Below are 20,065 nucleotides of genomic sequence, written 5' to 3'. Positions count from 1 at the left end.
GAATAATATCAAGGAAGTAAAAATGAATGAGATCTATCCTGTACCAGAAGAATTTAAAAAAACCGCTCGCACCAATGAGTCTGAATATTTCGAGCGTTATCAGAAATCCATCGAGCAGCCTGATGAATATTGGGCTGAACAGGCTAAAAAACTGGACTGGATTAAACCTTTTACCCAGGTCAAAAATACCAGTTTCGACAAGGACAATTTCAAGATTGAATGGTTCGCCGATGGCCAGTTGAACCTCAGTAGCAACTGTCTCGATCGGCATTTAAAAGAACATCCCCATAAGCCAGCGATTATCTGGGAAGGGGACCATCCTTCACGACATAAAATCATTTCCTTTAAAGAACTGCACGACGAAGTCTGCCGTTTTGCCAATGTATTAAAAAAACATGGGGTGAGCAAAGGCGACCGTGTGGTGCTGTATATGCCCATGATCTCGGAAGCTGCCATTTCCATGCTGGCTTGTGCCCGAATTGGCGCGGTGCATTGTGTGGTTTTTGGCGGTTTTTCACCTGATTCACTGGCCAGCCGAATTGAAGACAGCCAAGCAAAAATGGTGATTACCGCCGATTCAGGCATGCGCGGTGGCAAGCCGATTCCACTGAAAGAAAATGTTGACGCGGCACTGAAAGTGCAGGGAACCGAATCCGTTCAAAATGTGATGGTGGTGCACCGTACCGGTAATCCGATTGAGCTGAAGGAAGGACGTGATCTGTGGTATCACATGGAAATCATGTCGGTGAATGAAATCTGCCCGCCTGAACCGATGAATGCCGAAGATCCTTTATTTATTCTGTATACCTCAGGTTCGACCGGCAAGCCGAAAGGAGTACTGCATACCACTGGTGGTTATCTGACTTATGTGAATTCCACTTTCCGCGAAGTGTTTGATATCAAGCAGGATGATGTGTTCTGGTGTACCGCCGATGTGGGCTGGATTACCGGGCATTCTTATGTACTCTATGGTCCATTATCCAACGGCACTACCACGGTGATGTTTGAAGGTGTGCCGCAATATCCGACCTGGGCACGTACCGGACATATTGTCGACAAGCACAATGTCACCATCCTCTATACGGCACCCACAGCCATTCGTGCCATGATGCGTGAAGGCGATGCCTTTGTCCGTGAAAGCGACCGTAGCAGCTTGCGTTTAATCGGTTCGGTGGGCGAACCCATCAATCCGGAAGCCTGGAACTGGTATTACACCGTTGTTGGTGAAAGCCGTTGTCCAATTGTCGATACCTGGTGGCAAACCGAAACAGGCGGAATCCTGATTTCTCCTTTGCCGGGTGCAACGGATTTAAAACCGGGTTCTGCGACTCGACCATTGTTTGGCATACAACCGGCCATTGTCGATGCCGAAGGCAAGGAACTCGAAGGCGAAGCGGAAGGTAACCTGATCATCAAGGATTCCTGGCCGGGGCAGATGCGTACCATCTGGGGCGATCCTGAAAGGTTTATCGAAGCCTATTTCTCGACTTATCCTGGAAGTTATTTCACCGGAGATGGTGCCCGCCGTGACAAGGATGGCTATTACTGGATTACCGGACGGGTAGACGACGTGCTAAATGTTTCCGGTCACCGTTTAGGTACCGCAGAAGTGGAAAGTGCCCTGGTGGCGCATGAGCATGTTGCCGAAGCCGCGGTAGTCGGTATGCCGCATGAGATTAAAGGTCAGGGCATCTGTGCATTTGTGACCTTACAGGCCGATTTTGATGAATCTGAAGAGCTGCGTAAGGAACTGATTAATTGGGTGCGTAAGGTATTAGGGCCTGTTGCTACACCGGATGCCTTGCATTGGGCTCCGGCCTTACCGAAAACCCGTTCCGGTAAAATCATGCGCCGTATATTAAGAAAAATTGCCGCTAATGAACTGGACACATTGGGAGATACCTCAACCTTGGCCGACCCACAGGTGGTAGACAATCTGATTGCGACAGTCTATCCCGAAAAATAGGCAATTGATAAAAATACCGTCTGCATGTTCAGGCGGTATTTTTATTTTATGTATAAGGACTGCAGGCATTCAGATAAAGCAGCAAAACATCATCTGCTAAGCTGAAAACATAGAAATATATAGATACGATTATGAATGCCTCATCCCCGCTTTTAAATTCAAATCCATTACAGATTGCTCAACAACTGGCGAAACAGTTTGCAACCACTGCCGCAGAACGCGACAAGCAAGGTGGAAACCCTAAATTTGAACGTGATTTGATTCGTCAAAGTGGTTTACTGGGACTTTCCATTCCAACCCAATATGGAGGTCAAGGCGCAGACTGGAAAACGGTTTTTCAAACCATTCGAACCATTGCTCAGGTCGATAGTTCAGTTGCACATGTTTATGGTTTTCACCATTTACTGATTGCAACGGTGCAACTGTTTTCACAGCCTGAACAATATGGCAAATGGTTTGAACAAACAGCTTCTGATAACCTGTTTTGGGGCAATACCTTAAATCCATTAGACCGTCGAACTACAGCGACAAAAATTTCGGAAACCGAATATGTGTTTCATGGCGATAAAAGCTTTTGTTCAGGTTCGAGGGATTCCGACATCTTGATATGTTCGGGCTATAACGATGAAGGCAAATTGCTGATAGGGGTGATTCCGACCGCACGTGAAGGGGTGAGTTTTTTAGGCGACTGGAACAATATGGGACAACGCCAAACCGACAGCGGCACCAGTCATTTTGAGCAGGTCAAAATTCAGAAAGATGAGTTATTGCTCAATCCAGGACCACTCAGTACGCCATATTCGAGTTTACGTCCGCTGATTGCGCAACTGATTTTTGTACACCTGTTTTTAGGGGTAGCCGAAGGTGCTTTTGAAACTGCCAGACAAACCGTACAGAGCCAAAAAGCCTGGTCCAAATCTTTGGCTGAAAATGCCGTCAATGATCCGTTTACGCAAAAACACTTTGCCGAGTTTTATGTACAGCTGGAAGGGGTGCGTTTACTGGCAAATAAGGCGGTAGAGACACTACAGAAAGCCTGGGAGATTGGCGAGGATTTAACAGCCGAGCAACGCGGTGAAGTGAGCATTTCAATTGCCACTGCCAAAATCGCAGCGACCAATACTTCGCTATTTGTGACGCAAAATATTTTCCAGGTGATGGGTGCGCGTGCCACCACAGCCAAATTAAACTTAGACCGTTTCTGGCGCAATGTCCGTACCCAGACGTTGCATGATCCGATTGATTATAAATATCAGGAAATTGGGGAGTGGGTGTTAACGGCTAAAGTGCCTGATCCGAGTTTTTATTCCTAATCTGAATATTCAAAAAAGCCTCCTATTAGGAGGCTTTTCTTTATGTCTAGATCTAGACATAAAGAAAAAATGTGGAACGTGAAAATCATTTTATAAAAGTCTCATTTATAAGAATGAGGTTTTTATTGTTAATTAAATTTATGATTCATAAAAATAATTTTGAATTTCATATAAAGTGTATGATGTTAATTTTAGAACAATTGTCTAATCGTCAAATTAAAAATATAAACAGATAAAAGAGAAGTTAATCACCTTACATCATAAAATAAGTACAGGCTTTCCAGCAGGTACTTTGATACATACAAATAAAGGTTTAGTTCCAATGAGATGCTAGTTTTTTACTTTCTAAAATTGAATCTAGGTTATCTTTGGCTAACAAGGAATGATCTAACACAAATTATTATTTATATAATTTTAAAAATTTTTCCACTTAAAGTACTTTGAAAAAGCATTTCAAAACTAGGTCGAATATCTTCACCATCAACGGTGATATGTTTTATATTCGAATGAGATTGCGTATTGGCAAACTGATGATCCACTGTTGCTTGAATAGAGTGTTTAACCCCAAACTGATCTTTCACGCTGAGACTCTGTTTAAACATATATATACCTTTAATAAAATTGTAGTGGGAAAAATCAACCTAAATTATTGATTTTTATAATTTTATATCTAAACAACTTTATGGTTTAATTTAAATAACTGATTTAGAGAAGTGTAAAATGTACGGCCATCCAAATTTAAATCAACCTCGATTCCAGATGAAAGAAGAACTCTTTTACCCACTTCGACTCTTTTTAAACCTTGACGTGTATTTTGCATTTTATTGAGGGGAATTAATGAAACAATAATTTCAGTACCATTTTTAGATTTTGCAATTAAATCATTTGTTCTTAACAACTTATATCCTATTTTTTAGAGATTTTTACAATTTGGAAAACAAATTTTAAAGTAATAAAAAGCACTCGTGAGTGCTTTTTATTACTGCCTATTATTACTTAGATAGCAACAATATTTACAGCATTCGGTCCTTTTTGACCTTGAGCTACACTGAATTCAACTTGCTGGCCTTCGAATAAGGTTTTGAAACCTGAATTCGCGATTTCGCTGAAATGAGCAAAAACGTCTGGACCTGATTCTGGTTGAATAAAACCAAAACCTTTAGTTTCGTTGAACCACTTTACAGTACCTTTAACAACATTTGAGTTTGACATAATATATCCTACTAATTTTTAATAATTTTTTAGTCATTTTATTGACTGATTATAACTTTGAAATAATAAAGAATGAGACTTAAAATCTGAAAAAAACGAAGGATTATGACTAAAACTGCGATACTTAAAGAAGATTTACCGAAACAAGACTTTTTTCTAGTTAAGTTAAATATACACTAAAAATAGAAATAATCAAGTTTTTAAATATATATATTTATTTTTCTTATAAAACATCCATATTCAATAAAAAATAAATTAATTCAATAACATATTATTGTTCTTTAATTGTGATTCCTATTAAATACGTTTAATCTGCTCGAATAAAAAATTTTTTTAAATCCAATAAATGAATGCGATTGTATCGTTTCATAGTAATAATATTGGGTGTTCTAATTTTAGGAATGATGTTTCTTTCCCATATGCAAACAGCTTTTGTAATGTTTTAGGTTTTATTTAACATAAAATCTCTTGCCAATAATTTTATTAAAAAATAGTTAATTTTGCAGTTTTGCTGATTTCTTAATAGTCGCTGTGCCAGAAAAATCTACAAATTCTAAGGACAACTCTTGGGATAAAAATTCACCGGCTCTGTACGCTTTGGCGCACATCAATTTAAGGATTTTGCGGATGGGCGCAGGCAGATTTTTTTCCTATGATGAAGTCATACAGGAACAGGAAGTTCCGGAACATAAAACAACAATAAAACGTTCATACACCAGGATCGTGAAGCAAGACAGGAGTCATGCTTAACCAACCCATACGAAAAAGCCCGGCAGGATGCCGGGCTTTTTTATATTATTTTATTCAGCCACGATTACTTTGCTGCCTGTTCTCCGGCAGGTGGTGAACTCACAGGCTTTGGGCCAGCAGAAGCAGGGCTAATCGTTTTATTGATTGGCCGGTGATCAATCATTGCACCCATAGGTGATACACGCCAAATCATATTACCGACATCATCGGCGACCAATATTGCCCCTGAAAAATCAACCGCTACCCCAACAGGCCGTCCTCGCGCATCACCTTGATCATTTAAAAAACCGCTTAATACATCTTGTGGAAGACCTGAAGGCTGACCATTTCGAAATGGCACAAAAATCACTTTATAACCACTATACGGCTTACGGTTCCATGAACCATGCTGACCAATCAGCGCACCACCACGGTATTGCGGCATTAATTCGGCAGTATAAAATGCCAAGCCTAAGGAGGCGGTATGGCTACCGAGTGCATAGTCAGGCTTAATGGCACGTGCGACCAGTTCAGGGTTTTGTGGTTTCACCCGCGTGTCTACATGCTGGCCATAATAACTATAGGGCCAGCCATAAAAAGCACCGTCTTTGACCGAAGTCAGGTAATCGGGCACCAGGTCATTGCCAATTTCATCCCGCTCATTCACGACTGTCCAGAGCATGCCACTTTGCGGTTGCCAGTCCATGCCATTGGGATTGCGCAGCCCTGCGGCAAATGGCCGTGCTTTGCCACTGGCAATATCAAATTCCATAATCAGTGCGCGTCCCGCTTCTTTGTCGATACCATTTTCCGCCACGTTACTGTTTGAACCGATAGTAATATAGAGTTTGTTGCCCGCAGGATTGGCAATCACGTTTTTGGTCCAATGGTGATTCAGGGGGCCACCGGGTAAATCCAGTACTTTGCTACCGCTTGCTGTAATTCGGGTTGCACCTTGTTGGTAAGGAAAGCGCATGAGCGAGTCGGTATTGGCCACGTACAGCATATTGCCAACCAGCGCCATGCCAAATGGAGAGTTTAGGTTTTGTAGAAACACGGTTTTCTGGTCAGCCACGCCATCGCCATTGTTATCACGCAGTAAGCTAATACGGTTGGCACTCGGATGCGATGACCCGGCACGTTTCATTAGCAGTTTCATGATTTTACCTTTAATCCCCTTGCTGTCATCCGGCTTGGGCGGTGCATCAGTTTCAGCCACCAGCACATCGCCATTCGGCAATACATATAACCAACGCGGATGCTCAAGTTCTTTGGCAAAGGCTTGCACTTGCAAACCCGCAGCGGGGGTGGGCATGCTACCCGCAGGCCAGCCCGTGGCAGGGGCGATATTGACTGTAGGAAACAAACTTGATTTGGGTTCAGGCAGATGCGGCTCGGGACCATAACCGTCTGTAATGGGAGACTTGGATGGTGATGCACATCCGGTGAGTGCCAATACAATGGCAGAGCCCGCAATGGGCAGTAAAAGTTGAGCAGACATCTTTATTTCCAGCTTATTTTTTGCCGCTATCACCTTACTTTAAAAGTTAGTTTAAGTAGCCACCATGCTGTTCTTGTTTTTTCTGGTTGCCGATTGGTTATTGCTTTTTTAGCCACAAAGTATCAATCCGAATCATCATCCTGATCATGATTAAGTAGCAGCAGATTAGCTTAAAGAAAGCGCTAAAAACTTTAACAAGTCTGGCTATAGATACAGTCGATGGACTAGAAAGGATGGCAAGAATCTATCTATCTTTTATTGAGCTCAAAATTTATGCTATACAAGCAAAAAAAATCCCTCAAGCCGAGCCTCGAGGGAAAATTGGAGAAGCCATTTGATTATTATTGTTTTTGTTCATGTACAGTCTGTTTGATTACCGAGATTAAGCAGACTTAGGCGTAACAACAGCGAGCTGTTGCGCTTCCAGTTCACGAACCAATGGCAACACTTTTTGTCCAAAATATTCAACTTCTTCAATAAAATGCAAGAAGCCGGACAAAACCAGATCCACACCGACTGCTTTCAGTTCAACTATACGTTTCGCAATTTGCTGCGGTGTACCAATTAAATTGGTCTTAAAGCCATCGTTGTACTGCACCAGATCTTCAAAGGTCGATTTTGCCCAGTTACCTTCGCCCTCTGCTGTTGCAGCACCGGCTTCACGGGTAGCATCACCAAAAGATTTCACTGCCTGAACATTGGCCTTGGCCACAATTTCCTGCAGCACGGCTTGCGCTTCTTCTTCAGTATCACGGGCAATCACAAAGGCATTGACCCCAATTTTCACGGTATGGTTATTGGCTTTGGCTTTTTCACGGATATCATCAATCTGCTTTTTCAGCTCTTCCGGGGTATTGCCGTTGGTAAAATACCAGTCCGATACACGCGATGCCATATCGCGCGCTGCACGTGAGCTACCGCCCTGGAAGATTTCAATATGCGGTTTTTGCACCGGTTTTGGCGACAGGGTATAGTCCTTGAACTGATAGAACTTGCCATCAAAATTGAAATGATCTTGCGTCCAGACACCTTTTAAGCTGCGAATGAATTCCTCAGAACGTGCATAACGCTGGTCATGTTCCGGCCATTCTTCGCCAATGGCATCAAATTCGCCACGGAACCAGCCACTGACCACGTTAATGGCAATACGGCCATTGGTCAGATGGTCAATAGTCGCCAATTGCTTTGCAGCAAGTGCCGGTTTCCACGGACCCGGTAAAATCGCAGCGATCACTTTGAGTTTTTCAGTCTTCGCCAACAGGCCATGACTGAAGCTGACAGATTCGTGCTGGTTTTCCGCGTTATAACTGGCAGTAAAACGAATCTGGGTTAAAGCATATTCAAAGCCACTTTTTTCCGCGGCTTGCGCCAGACGCACGTTATAGTCATAACTCCAGTCTGTACGCTGTTCAATATCACTGACCACCAAACCACCGCTGACGTTTGGTACCCAATAAGCAAATGTAATGTTTTTATCTTGTCGCGACATTTTGCATACCCTCAGGATGTAATTTTTATAACCGTGTTAAGCTACCTGTGACTTCGGTGCTTTTTTGCTGTGCAGGCGCGCTTCGGCAGCATCCAGACTAGGTACTGCAGCAGAAGGAAGCACTTCTTCCTGTTCAATTTGCTTGTTGATGCCTAGGTTCTGGTTGGCTTGCTGAGATTTCTCTTTTACCACTTCAGCACGTTGGCCTTTGGCAGGTGCCCATTCAAGGATTGGCAATGCACGCGCTACAGCGAGGGTAATACGGTCACGCAGCAGTTCACTGTGAATGGTATATTCAGGAGTAAAGTCTCTGTCGGTTGCATAGACACCAATCGGTAAAGTTTGTGCCTGGAAGAAGCTGAACAATGGACGCAATTGATGTTCAAGCACCAAGGCATGACGCTCACTGCCACCCGATGCGGCAAGCAGTACCGGAACATCGACCAGTGCAGTCTGTTCTACAAAATCAAAGAAATGTTTGAACAAACCGGTAAATGAGGCACGGTAAACCGGTGTGCCGACAATCAGGGCATCTGCCGCTTCAACTGCTGCCAAATCATCCTGTACACGTTGTGGCAACTGGTTACGGTAAATTGCACCGCCAAGTAAAGAACCGATTTCGCTGAATTTAATAAAGTGAACATGAATTGGGGTTGCTTCAGCTAGCTCATCAATAATGGCTTGTACCAACGCTTCGGTTTTAGACGGATTGTTTAATCCACCAGATACAGCAACAATATTCAATGGTTTTTGCGCATTTAAAATAGACATTTTCGAATAACCTAAAACATAAAATCTCGGAATGTGTTTATTAATCAACAGCAGGCATATTCTGTAAAATAAGCAAATAAAGAAAAGTTATCTTATTTTAAGATATAAAGAAAAATGTCATTAAAATGTACTTCTATTTCTTTTAATATTTTGATTTTTATATTTATATTGATTATTAATAAGCAATTTGAGCTGGCCGATAAAATTTATACCAAAATATGATTAGGTTTGATGATTTTTCGAAAAACCTTCGAAAAAGTAGTTTTTTGATAAAATAATATGGTATTGGATGAAAAAAGTTATTGATTGCATATCCTTAATAGCGCTTGTGTGGTTAGAATAGCCCTTAATGTGCACAAGATCTTTCATGCTGCTTATGAATATTTTAATCGTTGATGATCATCCACTGTTTCGTCATGCCTTGATTCAAGCCGTTCGTTACAGCTTGCCGCAAGCGCAAATTCAGGAAACAGCTGCAGTAAATGAGTTTTATGAACGCTTAGATAATGGGCCGGAACCAGATCTGGTTCTACTGGATCTCAATTTACCGGGAGCTTCGGGCTTTTCGGCTTTGGTGCATGTTCGTGCACAATATCCATCGATTCCGATTATTGTGGTTTCTGCGCATGAAGAAGTGTCGATTATTCAACGTGCGATTGCCCATGGTGCGATGGGTTATATTCCGAAATCAGCACATCCGAGCCATATTGGTGAAGCGATCCGTCAGGTATTGGAAGGGGAAATCTGGTTGCCGCCAAATTTACCTGCCAACATGAATTTTGATCCGCGTGCGGCAGATGAAACTGCACTGGCAGAACGTATTCAGTCACTGACACCGCAACAATTCCGTGTCTTGATGATGGTGGCGGAAGGCCTGCTGAATAAACAGATTGCTTATGAACTGGATGTTTCTGAAGCGACCATTAAGGCACATGTGACGGCAATTTTCCGTAAACTGAACGTGCAAAACCGTACTCAGGCAGTATTGGCGATTAGCGCTTTGAATATTGAAGAAAAGAAAATGTAATCTGCTGAATACAGCATTGAACGAAAAAGGCACTTGATAAAAGTGCCTTTTTTTGTGAGCAATGATTTTAAAAGTTAAAGCATTTGGTGCTTTACATTAGGCCACACAACTTTGTTTAGGGGTGTGATCGGTGCAGAATAATGGATTTAACGCACATTGTAGATCATCAATCTGTTCCTGCGACACGTATGCTTTTTCTTTCAGATATTCAGCCACGCTGTCATCGCGCAAACTTAAAAATGCAGCATCATAGACGCCCAGATCGACAAATAAGGCTGCGGTTTCCAGACTGTTAAAACGGTCCAGATAAACATCATTGCCATAGAGCAGGAAAATATGATCTTCATTGGCCTGAGGATTAACACCCAAATGGTTGGCCAGATCTAAGGGTGGGGTTTTAATAAACAGCAGATCGGATAATTCATCAAACTGGGTGGTGTCTAAAACATTGTCATCGGTTTTGACTTTACCCAGCCAGGCCTTAAACACCAGCACTGCACCGCCGCGTAACAGCATGCTCCAGATTTGATGGCGTACGCTATCGCTTAAATCCAGAGACTCGGTTTGCAGGGATTGAACCAGTTTGTCTTCCTGTTCTGCAAGTCGTTCAAATAATCCTAGGCCTTGCGGTTTATAGGCAGCAGGGCTAAAGACATCGAAATTCAGATCGGCAAAGACTTGTAAGGCGAGGGGAACTGCACTTTGATACAAAGTGTCCAAAGCCTGAATATGAGTGTCATCTAATTTGCTGTACTTAAATAGTTCATTCCACTGAATTTCAGGTAATAGGGCATTGGCACCGTATTGTCGGTAAAACTGTTGCGATTGATCCAGATCATGAAGGCCGGTTTCAGAAATATTCATTTTTAGACTCCTATAATGTGTAGCATGATCAGCTTCTTTGGCGTCTTGTTTTAATGGACTTTTAGAATATAAAAACTGATCTTTTCTTGTTCTTATATATGCGCGAGAGCCTAGCAGAACGGTATACTACTAAAGTTATAGAAGGCATTTTTTTATATCAAAAATCATTTAAAATTAAATAAATATAAAATTGTAACCAAGTATACAAGTGTATATTTAAATTTTGATGTTCTATGCCATAGTAAATAAAAATGTGTAATTTTTAGTCAATAAAATTGCAATTAAAATAAAGAAATTGAGCAGTTTTGCCTAAAGTAAAAAATAAATTGCTAATTGGTTAAAAAAATACTGGATTTAGACATTAAAACGCCCACTTCAATTTAATGAAATGGGCGTTTTATTGGGTATCAGCACGTTAAGAATTGGAGATTTTTAAACCTGATAACCATGAGCGAAGTGAGGCTGGTTTTAACGGTTTTTTCAGCAGCACAATATTCAGTTCTTTCAACTGCTGTGGCAATTCAGGATCGGAATCTGCGGTAATTAAGGCCACAGGCACCTGTTCCTGACGATTTTCCAGAATGAAATCCAGTCCAATTTTATTGTTATTCAGATGCTGATCGACCAGCCACACCTGAATATTCTCTTGCTGAATCAGCTCCAAAGCCTGTTCCGGTTCAGTCGCCTTAAACACTTGATAGCCCCATTTGGTCAGTAAGGTCGTCATCCCTTCCAAAATGGTTTCATCATTGTCCAGACATAGAATTTTATAAGCCTTGCTTTTCAGCGGCGTCGCCTGTACAGGAGCGGTCACTACTTTTGGTGCATCCACAATTGGCACTTCAATCATGAAACACGAGCCCTTGCCATATTCGGAATAGACATGTACCGGGTAGTCCAGCAGGCTGGTCATACGCTGCACAATGGCCAGGCCGAGTCCCAGACCTTGCTCGCCCCAAGGCGAAGTATGGCCGCAGCGCTCAAATTCCTGAAACAGCTTAATGCGCTGTTCTTCGGCAATCCCTGGGCCGGTATCCCATACCCCAATCCGGATATGTCGCGGTTTTTCGGCACAACGCAGCACGCCGACAATGACACGTCCTTTGGCGGTATAGCGTAAAGCATTGCTGACAAAGTTTTGAATAATCCGGCGAATCCACTGCGGATCGGTATCGATCCAGAACTGGGCATCATGCACGCTGAATTTAATGCCGCGCTGAGCTGCAATGGATTTAAATTGCAGTTCCAAGTCACTTAATAAGTCATGCAATGGATAAGGCTGACGCTTCGGCTGGATGGTACCGCCTTCCAGACGGGCAATATCCAGCAGGGCAGACAACATGCTTTCTGCACCATGCAAAGCGCGATCCAGCTGTTGCAGGGTCTTGCGGTCTTCCTCCGACTGCACGCTTTGTTCTAAAGCTGTACTAAACAAACGTGCCGCATGCATCGGTTGTAATAAGTCATGACTGGCAGCGGCAATAAAGCGGCTCTTGGACATATTGGCACGGTCGGCCTGTTCGCGTGCCAGTTGCTGTTCGGAAAGCGCATCGGCCAGCTGCTGGGTACGGTCTTGTACCCGTGCTTCAAGTACGGCTTCATTTTCACGGAAGGCAGTAATGTCGGCAAAGGTGGTGACAAAACCACCCCCTTCAATCGGATTACCGCGCATCTGGATGACACGGCCATCTTTACGGATCCGTTCAAATTCATGCGCGCTACCCATAGCCATCCAGTGAATCCGTTTGCGCACGTGTTCTTCTACCGAGCCGGGACCACATTCACCACGCTCAGCGTTATAACGGATCAGATCGGAAATCGGACAGCCGACATAGACAATATCTTTGGGATAATCGAACAGTTTAAGGTATTGATTGTTCCAGGCCACCAGACACATATTTTCATCCACCACACTCACCCCTTGGGTCATATGGTCAATCATGGTCATGATCAGGTTCTGGTTAAAACGTTGCCATTGCGAGGCCTGGTCCAGAATATTGGCAACCTGACCCAACGCCAGACCATTATTCACCATTGCAGTGGTGAGCAGGGTACGCGCGGAAGCGGCACCAATGGTTCCGGCAAGATATTGTTCAGTGAAGCGCCACCACATGCCATTGGCACTGCTATTTTCATTCAGCACCACGTTGTTTTGAGCACAGAACTGACGAAAGGCTTGAGTCGCAGGTCCTTCACCGGTAATCCGTTTGGCCAGGGTAATTAAATCGCCAACTTTTAGACGGGCAACATCCTGATGGGAATAATTGATTTCACTTGAGGTACTTTGAGTCGGCAAAGGTTTGGTTTCATAATAGAAAAAACTTTCCGCCTGAATCTGCTCGGCAATGCTGGGCCGGAAAATCCGCGACACCCAGACATAGAGCAGGATATTCAGACCCAATGCCCAAGTCACGCCATGGGTGAGGGGAGCAAAAGATTGAAAACCAAACAGGGCTTCAGGGCGTAGCCAGCCAATACCAAAAGGTCCCGCAAGCAGGAAATGCTGGCTAAAATGACTGTATTCAGCCGGCAGGCTGCGCAGTACGGTAGGCAATAACAAGGTATAGGCCCACATGACAAAGCCGGCAATCAGACCGGCATACACGCCTTGTTTACTGCCACCTCGCCAATACAGGCCACCAATCAAGGCAGGCGCAAATTGTGCCACGGCACTGAAAGCCAGTAGGCCAAATACCGAAAGCTGGTCGATGTCATTAAAGAAATGGAAGAACAAGAAACCGAGCAGCATGACGGCTAAAATACACACCCGACGGGTAAATTTCAGTACCAGAGGCAGTCGTTTGTCATGACGTGAAAGTAAGCCGCTACGCCATAAGGCTGGCATAATCAGGTCATTACTGAGCATAATCGACAGGGCCACGGAAGAAACCAGCAGCATCCCGGTAGAGGCTGAAAAACCACCCAAGAAAGCCAAAAGCGTCAACCACTCCTGATTATAACTGAGCGGCAATGACAGCACTGCTACATCAGGAATCGCTAGAAAGTGCGGTGCTGCATGCAAGGCCCAGCTGGCAATCGGAATAATCGCAACCGTAGTCAGAATCAGATAAGTGGCAAACCAGCGACGTGCGCCGCGAATATGCTTTTCATCACGCAGTTCCACTACAGCCACATGGAATTGTCGCGGCAAGCAAATTACAGCCAGTGCGGCCAATAAGGTTTGTACCCAAAAGGTTTCAGGCACACCAAAAAGCTGAACCTGTTTAAAGGTATCGACCACATCACTGGAAATCTGTCCCAAGTTTTCGGGGGCATCAAAGACAAAAAATAATGCCACACACAGCAAGGCAAACAGTTTAACAAAAGACTCAAATGCCACCGCCAGCATTAAGCCGCCATGCTGTTCGGTATTGGCAATTTGCCGGGTGCCGAAAATCATGGCCAAAATGGCTAAAACCCCAGTCAGGAAAAGCACGCTATTGGTGGTGCCCTGTATGCCGGTATTTTGTTGCAAAACCACTGCAGCACTCAATGCAATGGCTCTAAGCTGCAAAGCCAGATAGGGAATAATGGCAATCACTGCAAGAATTGTAACTAAAGATGCCAAAGGACCGCTTTTGCCATAACGTGCAGCAACAAAATCTGCAATGGAAGAAATCGCATGATGCTGACGCACGCGACCTAAGCGTCGCCAGATATCATAACCCACCCAGACAAAAATTAAGGGACCTAAGTATATGGGAAGAAAGATAATTCCTTCACGAACAGCAGCCCCGGTTGCACCATAGAATGTCCAGGAGGAGCAATACACCCCTAAGGTTAGACTAAAGAGTAACATGCGGCCGCGGGTACTTAATCGACTCGCATGTTTTTCACCAAAAAAAGCACAGATAAAAAGTATTGCGATATAAAGGGCGAGAACCCCAATAATGAGCCAACTGTTCATATTGCCTACAGCGTAAATTTATGTCGTAATGATACCCTATCTAATAATCTTGCCGCTTTAATTGATCAAAATTTAACGACCAAAGTATTAATTACAATAACCCAAGAAGATTGTTAAGTTAGACAACGAAATAATTCGAATTAAAAAAATTCACCTATGGCTGGGTGCACACAGGAGCATGATTATGGATGAGGCACAAGTAGAACGTATTCTACAGAATCCCAAATTTAAAGAAATGGTCAGCAGAAAAAGCAGATTAAGTTGGACTTTAACAATCATCATGTTGATTGTTTATGTTGGATTTATGCTTTTAGTTGGTTATAACAAAGAATTCTTGATGAGTTCATTTAGTGGTGGTATCACAACTTGGGGAATGCCGCTAGGCTTGGGCATTATTGTATTGTCTTTTATTTTATGTGGCGTTTATTCGTATATTGCGAACAATAAACTTGATGCATTGAATGAAGAAGCAATGCGTGAAGTTGAAGCAATCACTCATGAAAAAGGACAATAATCAGATGAAATGGAATTCATTAAAAGCGCAAGCAGTTGCTGCGTCTACACTACTGATGTCAGGTATGGCAATGGCGGGTCCGGATTTGGGTGCTGCTGAACAGCAGGCAACCAACTGGCATGCGATTATTATGTTCGCGATTTTCGTGGGCTTCACTTTGCTTATTACCAAATGGGCAGCCAAGCAAACTACAAGTACTACAGATTTCTATACTGCCGGTGGCGGTATTTCAGGTTTCCAGAATGGTTTAGCGATTGCCGGTGACTATATGTCAGCCGCTTCGTTCCTCGGTATTTCTGCACTTGTGTTCAGTTCAGGTTTTGACGGTTTACTTTACTCACTCGGTTTCATGGTAGGTTGGCCAATCGTATTGTTCCTGGTGGCAGAGCGTTTACGTAACCTGGGTAAATTCAACTTGTCTGACGTGGTTTCATTCCGCTTAGAGGAAAAACCAGTACGTACCTTGGCAGCACTCAGCTCTTTGGTTGTTGTTGCCTTTTATCTGATTGCTCAGATGGTGGGTGCAGGTCAGTTGATCAAATTACTGTTCGGTTTGAACTACAACATTGCTGTGGTGATTGTGGGCCTTTTAATGATGGCTTACGTAATTTTTGGCGGTATGTTGGCAACCACTTGGGTACAGATCATCAAAGCGGTGATGTTACTTTCAGGTGCAACCTTCATGGCTTTCATGGTTATGAAAGGTGTGGGCTTCAGCTTTACCAACATGTTTGAACAATCGATTCAGGTATTTTCTAAAGTACATGAAATCAGCCTTGCAGAAGCAGGCAATATCATGGGACCAGGTAAACTTGCAGCGAACCCGATTGATGCAATCTCGCTAGGTCTGGCATTGATGTTTGGTACTGCAGGTCTTCCACATATCTTGATGCGTTTCTTTACCGTTAAAGATGCCAAAGAAGCACGTAAGTCAGTGGTTGTGGCTACAGGTTTCATTGGTTACTTCTACCTGTTAACTTTCATCATCGGTTTCGGTGCGATCCTTTACGTATCAAACAACCCGCAATTCCTTGATGTTGCGAAAATGGCAGTGACTGGCAAGTTAGAACTTGTTGGCGGTAACAACATGGCTGCAGTTCACTTGGCTGATGCTGTTGGCGGTGACTTGTTCATGGGCTTCATTTCCGCAGTAGCATTCGCAACCATTCTTGCAGTGGTGGCTGGTTTGACATTGTCTGGTGCTTCAGCAATCTCGCATGACTTGTATGCAAACGTATTCAAGAAAGGCCAAACAACGCCTGAATCTGAATTACGCATGTCTAAAATTGCAACTTTAGGTTTGGCAATTTTCGCAATGATTTTGGGTATCTTGTTCGAGAAACAAAACGTTGCGTTCATGGTTGGTTTGGCATTCTCGGTAGCGGCGTGTGCGAACTTCCCGATCCTTGTACTTTCAATGTTCTGGAAAGGTTTGACCACTCGTGGTGCAGTGATTGGCGGTGTAGTTGGTTTGGTAACTGCGGTTGTATTGATTGTACTGGCTAAAGCAGTTTGGGTAGATACATTGCAAATTTCAGATACACCAATCAACCCATTCAATGGTCCAGCAATCTTTGCAATGCCATTATCATTCTTCTGCTGCTGGTTGTTCTCTGTGACTGACAGCTCTGCACGTGCGCATGCGGAACGCAAAGCTTTCGATGCACAGTATGTACGTTCACAAACAGGTATTGGTATCTCTGGTGCGTCAGACCACTAAGCGATCACTACTTTAAAAAAAGTCCCGTCAGGGACTTTTTTTATGCTCAAAACTTTATCAAAGAGTGAGTATGAAGATGGGAAATTTTATACACATCTGTCACTTGCAGGGAGCGGGGTTTATGCTAAGTTAAACCATAGAAAACAAAGCTAGCCACCAAATAAACCAGAACAGAAACATTGTGGAGTTGTGAATGCAGGCCATTATTGATGTTTGGAAAATTTTCCGCTTATTGCCTTCTGCCTGGTTGCTCTCATTACAATTCATTATTTTAATCGTATCGGTGGCCGTCAATTACAGCATGACCTATCGCACCATAAGCTGGGTATTAGGCGTATTGGTTTTACTGGTCATTGCCAAAGTGATTAAACAAACCCCAATGTTTACCTTCTTGGGACTGAGTTTTGTGGTTGGGGCGGTATTCTTTTCTTTACTGATTTTATTAGGCATAGAAAACCCCTGGATACAGGTTATTGCGCATGGCTTTGAGGCCGCTGCCTATTTTAGTGCCACTTATGGTCTGTTACGTTATATGTTTGAAGACCGCTATTTAACCCGCGATGAGCTATTTGCTGCGGGTGCAGTCTTTACGCTTTTGGCTTGGGGTTTTGCATTTTTATATAATGTCTGCCAGCTTTTGGTACCTGACAGTTTTCAGAATCCGAATGTCAGCGGTCTACAAAGCTGGCTTGATTTACTGTTCTTGAGCTTTAGTTTGCAGTCTGCCACAGGCTTGTCTGATCTTATTCCCATGAGTGCACCTGCACGTGTACTGGCATTGCTGCAAATGTTTTGTGGGGTCATGTACTTGGCACTTATTGTTTCACGTTTAATTGCTTTGCAATACATTGCCCATTTGCCTAATCGGGATAAAAATAAAAAATAGATTTTATTTTTTAATAGGTTACATTAATGTAACTGCTTTGTTCGTATCATTTATTTATGATGCTCTCGAGTTTTTATTTAATTCCACTTAACTCGTCTTTTATTTATCTTCGATAAATGCTTCATTTGACCAAGTTGGTCTGTCACGTTAATTAAAATATAAAATGGAGGATATATGCCTTCCAAAAATTCATCCTGGTTTGCCAACGTCAATCCAAATGTGTTTTTAAGTACGGTCGCTATTATTGTCATCTTCCTTGCAATAGTGGTTTTAGCACCGAATTCATTTGATCTGATTACCCAACAGCTCAATCAATGGGTCACCGATTCCTTTAGCTGGTTCTATGTTTTATCGGTCGCGATATTTCTTATTTTACTGATTTATATCGCACTATCGGACATGGGCAAAATAAAACTCGGTCCCGACCATAGTCAGCCCAGCTATAGCAATGCTTCATGGTTTGCCATGTTATTTACCGCAGGCATGGGGATCGGGCTAATGTTCTTTGGTGTTGCCGAACCGGTCATGCATTATGTGTCACCGCCAGAAGGTACGGGTGAAACGATACAAGCTGCTCAACAGTCTATGCGGGTGACTTTTTTTCACTGGGGCTTGCATGCCTGGGCGATTTATACCGTCGTAGGTTTGGCACTGGCTTATTTTGCTTATCGACACAATTTGCCGCTGAAAATCCGTTCTGCGTTATATCCGATGATTGGCCAGAAAATTTATGGTCCGATTGGTGATGCAGTAGATACCTTTGCCACCATTGGTACCGTATTTGGTGTGGCGACTACCTTGGGGTTTGGGGTCACCCAAATTAATTCAGGCTTGAATTATCTGTTTGGAATCCAGCAATCAGCCGGTACGCAAGTTGTCCTGATTATTGTAGTCAGTGCCATGGCGTCCATTTCGGTATTTTTTGGACTGGATAAAGGCATTAAACGGCTGTCTGAATTAAATTTGATTCTGGCACTGATTTTATTGCTGTTCGTATTTTTCGCCAGCTCGTCTATTTATTTACTGCAAACCACTATTCAAAATGCCGGGCAATACATCTCGAATTTATTTGCGATGACCTTTAATTTATATGCCTATCAACCCAATGGCTGGATTGGCGGCTGGACCATTATGTACTGGGCTTGGTGGATTTCATGGTCGCCATTTGTGGGGATGTTTATTGCCCGGGTATCCGAAGGCCGCAGCATTCGTGAATTTATTGTCGGGGTTTTGCTGATTCCGACGGGCTTTACCCTGATCTGGATGGGCTTTATGGGGAATGCCGCGTTATATAGCATTTTGCATGAAGCCAATCATGCGCTGGTTCTGGCGGTACAACGCGATTCATCGGTGGCGCTATTCCAGTTCTTACACAGCTTGCCTTTTTCCAGTGCCATGAGTTTGCTGGCAACATTTTTAGTCATGCTGTTTTTTGTGACTTCTGCGGATTCGGGTGCATTGGTAACCGATTATTTAACCGCAAAATCTGAAAACTCTCCGACCTGGCAGCGACTGTTTTGGACTGTGCTGATGGCAGTGTTGGCGATTGTGCTACTGTTGGTAGGTGGGCTGGGCGCCTTACAGTCCGCCACTATGATGAGCGCTTTACCGTTCACTTTCATTATGCTGCTGATCTGTTGGGGGTTATTAAAAGCTTTACGCTTAGACATCACCAAAATGAACGCATTGCAAGAGGCGCGGATTACTCCTCGAGCGATTCAAAACCCACGCAGTTGGCAACAACGTCTGGGTTTGATTATGCATTATCCGCATACTGAAGCGGAGGTGAAACAGTATATTGAAACTGAGGTATCCAAGGCTTTTCAAAGTGTGCAAAAGGAGTTTCAACGGCGTAAGTTGACGGTGACCATTCTTTCGATTGCCGATGGCTTAGAATTGAGAGTCGATCATCATGATGAAATTAATTTCATCTACCAAGTGGTGACACGAGAAACGGTTCCACCGAGCTTTATGCCAGAAATGACTGCAAATGAAATGACCTATTATCAAGCGGAAGTCTTTTTAAGAGAAGGTGGTCAGAATTATGATGTGATGGATTGGACTTCAGATGATCTATTACAAGATATTATTGATCAATATGAACGCCATTTACACTTTTTAAGTTTGGTTCGAACATCTGAATAAATCGAGAAAATAAAAAAGGAC

The 20,065-nt window shown here is 43.3% G+C and carries 15 protein-coding genes; 7 read left to right on the top strand and 8 right to left on the bottom strand.

What is annotated here, in order from left to right; genetic code table 11:
- Positions 1-22: 22 nt before the first annotated feature.
- Together acs and B9T26_RS06900 are read left to right on the top strand one after the other, a co-directional pair.
- On the top strand, positions 23-1,966 hold the full coding sequence (gene acs / locus B9T26_RS06905; RefSeq protein WP_086198989.1) for an acetate--CoA ligase: 1,944 nt from the start codon (positions 23-25) through the stop codon (positions 1,964-1,966).
- A gap of 131 nt (positions 1,967-2,097) precedes the next feature.
- Entirely contained in the window at positions 2,098-3,279 is a 1,182-nt protein-coding gene (locus B9T26_RS06900) for an acyl-CoA dehydrogenase family protein (protein WP_086198988.1), read from the top strand.
- Positions 3,280-3,683: 404 nt separating this feature from the next.
- Here B9T26_RS06900 and B9T26_RS06895 read toward each other — a convergent pair whose 3' ends face one another.
- The 6 genes from B9T26_RS06895 to msuE all read right to left on the bottom strand — a co-directional run bounded on the left by B9T26_RS06895 (position 3,684) and on the right by msuE (position 8,981).
- Positions 3,684-3,881: a hypothetical protein gene (locus tag B9T26_RS06895; protein ID WP_086198987.1), complete on the bottom strand. Its 198-nt coding sequence runs from the start codon at positions 3,879-3,881 to the stop codon at positions 3,684-3,686.
- Between the two features lie 68 nt (positions 3,882-3,949).
- Positions 3,950-4,177, bottom strand: coding sequence for a hypothetical protein (locus tag B9T26_RS06890; protein WP_086198986.1), 228 nt, complete (start codon positions 4,175-4,177; stop codon positions 3,950-3,952).
- A gap of 98 nt (positions 4,178-4,275) precedes the next feature.
- Positions 4,276-4,491 carry a cold-shock protein gene (locus tag B9T26_RS06885; protein ID WP_086198985.1) on the bottom strand — a complete coding sequence of 72 codons (216 nt, stop codon included), beginning with the start codon at positions 4,489-4,491 and terminating at the stop codon, positions 4,276-4,278.
- 814 nt (positions 4,492-5,305) lie between these two features.
- Positions 5,306-6,721, bottom strand: coding sequence for a PQQ-dependent sugar dehydrogenase (locus tag B9T26_RS06880; RefSeq protein ID WP_086198984.1), 1,416 nt, complete (start codon positions 6,719-6,721; stop codon positions 5,306-5,308).
- A 382-nt stretch (positions 6,722-7,103) separates the two neighbouring features.
- Positions 7,104-8,210 (bottom strand): dimethylsulfone monooxygenase SfnG, encoded by a 1,107-nt coding sequence (gene sfnG / locus B9T26_RS06875; RefSeq protein ID WP_086198983.1) that lies wholly within the window; start codon positions 8,208-8,210, stop codon positions 7,104-7,106.
- 36 nt (positions 8,211-8,246) lie between these two features.
- Positions 8,247-8,981: an FMN reductase gene (gene msuE / locus B9T26_RS06870; RefSeq protein WP_086198982.1), complete on the bottom strand. Its 735-nt coding sequence runs from the start codon at positions 8,979-8,981 to the stop codon at positions 8,247-8,249.
- 376 nt (positions 8,982-9,357) lie between these two features.
- On the opposite strand from msuE, the gene B9T26_RS06865 reads away from it, so the two are divergent.
- On the top strand, positions 9,358-10,008 hold the full coding sequence (locus B9T26_RS06865) for a response regulator (RefSeq protein WP_086196617.1): 651 nt from the start codon (positions 9,358-9,360) through the stop codon (positions 10,006-10,008).
- A gap of 96 nt (positions 10,009-10,104) precedes the next feature.
- Here the strand turns inward: B9T26_RS06865 and B9T26_RS06860 are convergent, their stop codons facing one another.
- Positions 10,105-10,872: a hypothetical protein gene (locus tag B9T26_RS06860; protein ID WP_086198981.1), complete on the bottom strand. Its 768-nt coding sequence runs from the start codon at positions 10,870-10,872 to the stop codon at positions 10,105-10,107.
- A gap of 415 nt (positions 10,873-11,287) precedes the next feature.
- Entirely contained in the window at positions 11,288-14,779 is a 3,492-nt protein-coding gene (locus B9T26_RS06855; RefSeq protein WP_086198980.1) for a PAS domain-containing hybrid sensor histidine kinase/response regulator, read from the bottom strand.
- Between the two features lie 184 nt (positions 14,780-14,963).
- Between B9T26_RS06855 and B9T26_RS06850 the strand changes: the two genes are divergently transcribed.
- The 4 genes from B9T26_RS06850 to betT all read left to right on the top strand — a co-directional run bounded on the left by B9T26_RS06850 (position 14,964) and on the right by betT (position 20,044).
- A complete protein-coding gene (locus B9T26_RS06850) occupies positions 14,964-15,293 on the top strand; it encodes a DUF485 domain-containing protein (RefSeq protein ID WP_086174667.1) in 330 nt (109 codons plus the stop codon).
- 4 nt (positions 15,294-15,297) lie between these two features.
- A complete protein-coding gene (locus B9T26_RS06845; RefSeq protein WP_086199083.1) occupies positions 15,298-17,013 on the top strand; it encodes a cation acetate symporter in 1,716 nt (571 codons plus the stop codon).
- Positions 17,014-17,206: 193 nt separating this feature from the next.
- Entirely contained in the window at positions 17,207-17,899 is a 693-nt protein-coding gene (locus B9T26_RS06840; RefSeq protein ID WP_086198979.1) for an ion channel, read from the top strand.
- 174 nt (positions 17,900-18,073) lie between these two features.
- A complete protein-coding gene (gene betT, locus B9T26_RS06835; RefSeq protein WP_086198978.1) occupies positions 18,074-20,044 on the top strand; it encodes a choline BCCT transporter BetT in 1,971 nt (656 codons plus the stop codon).
- The last annotated feature ends 21 nt before the right edge of the window (positions 20,045-20,065 follow it).

Origin of the sequence: Acinetobacter sp. ANC 4169 (assembly GCF_002135355.1) — a bacterium.
Taxonomy (GTDB): domain Bacteria; phylum Pseudomonadota; class Gammaproteobacteria; order Pseudomonadales; family Moraxellaceae; genus Acinetobacter.
This window is presented reverse-complemented; position numbering and strand designations above follow the sequence as displayed.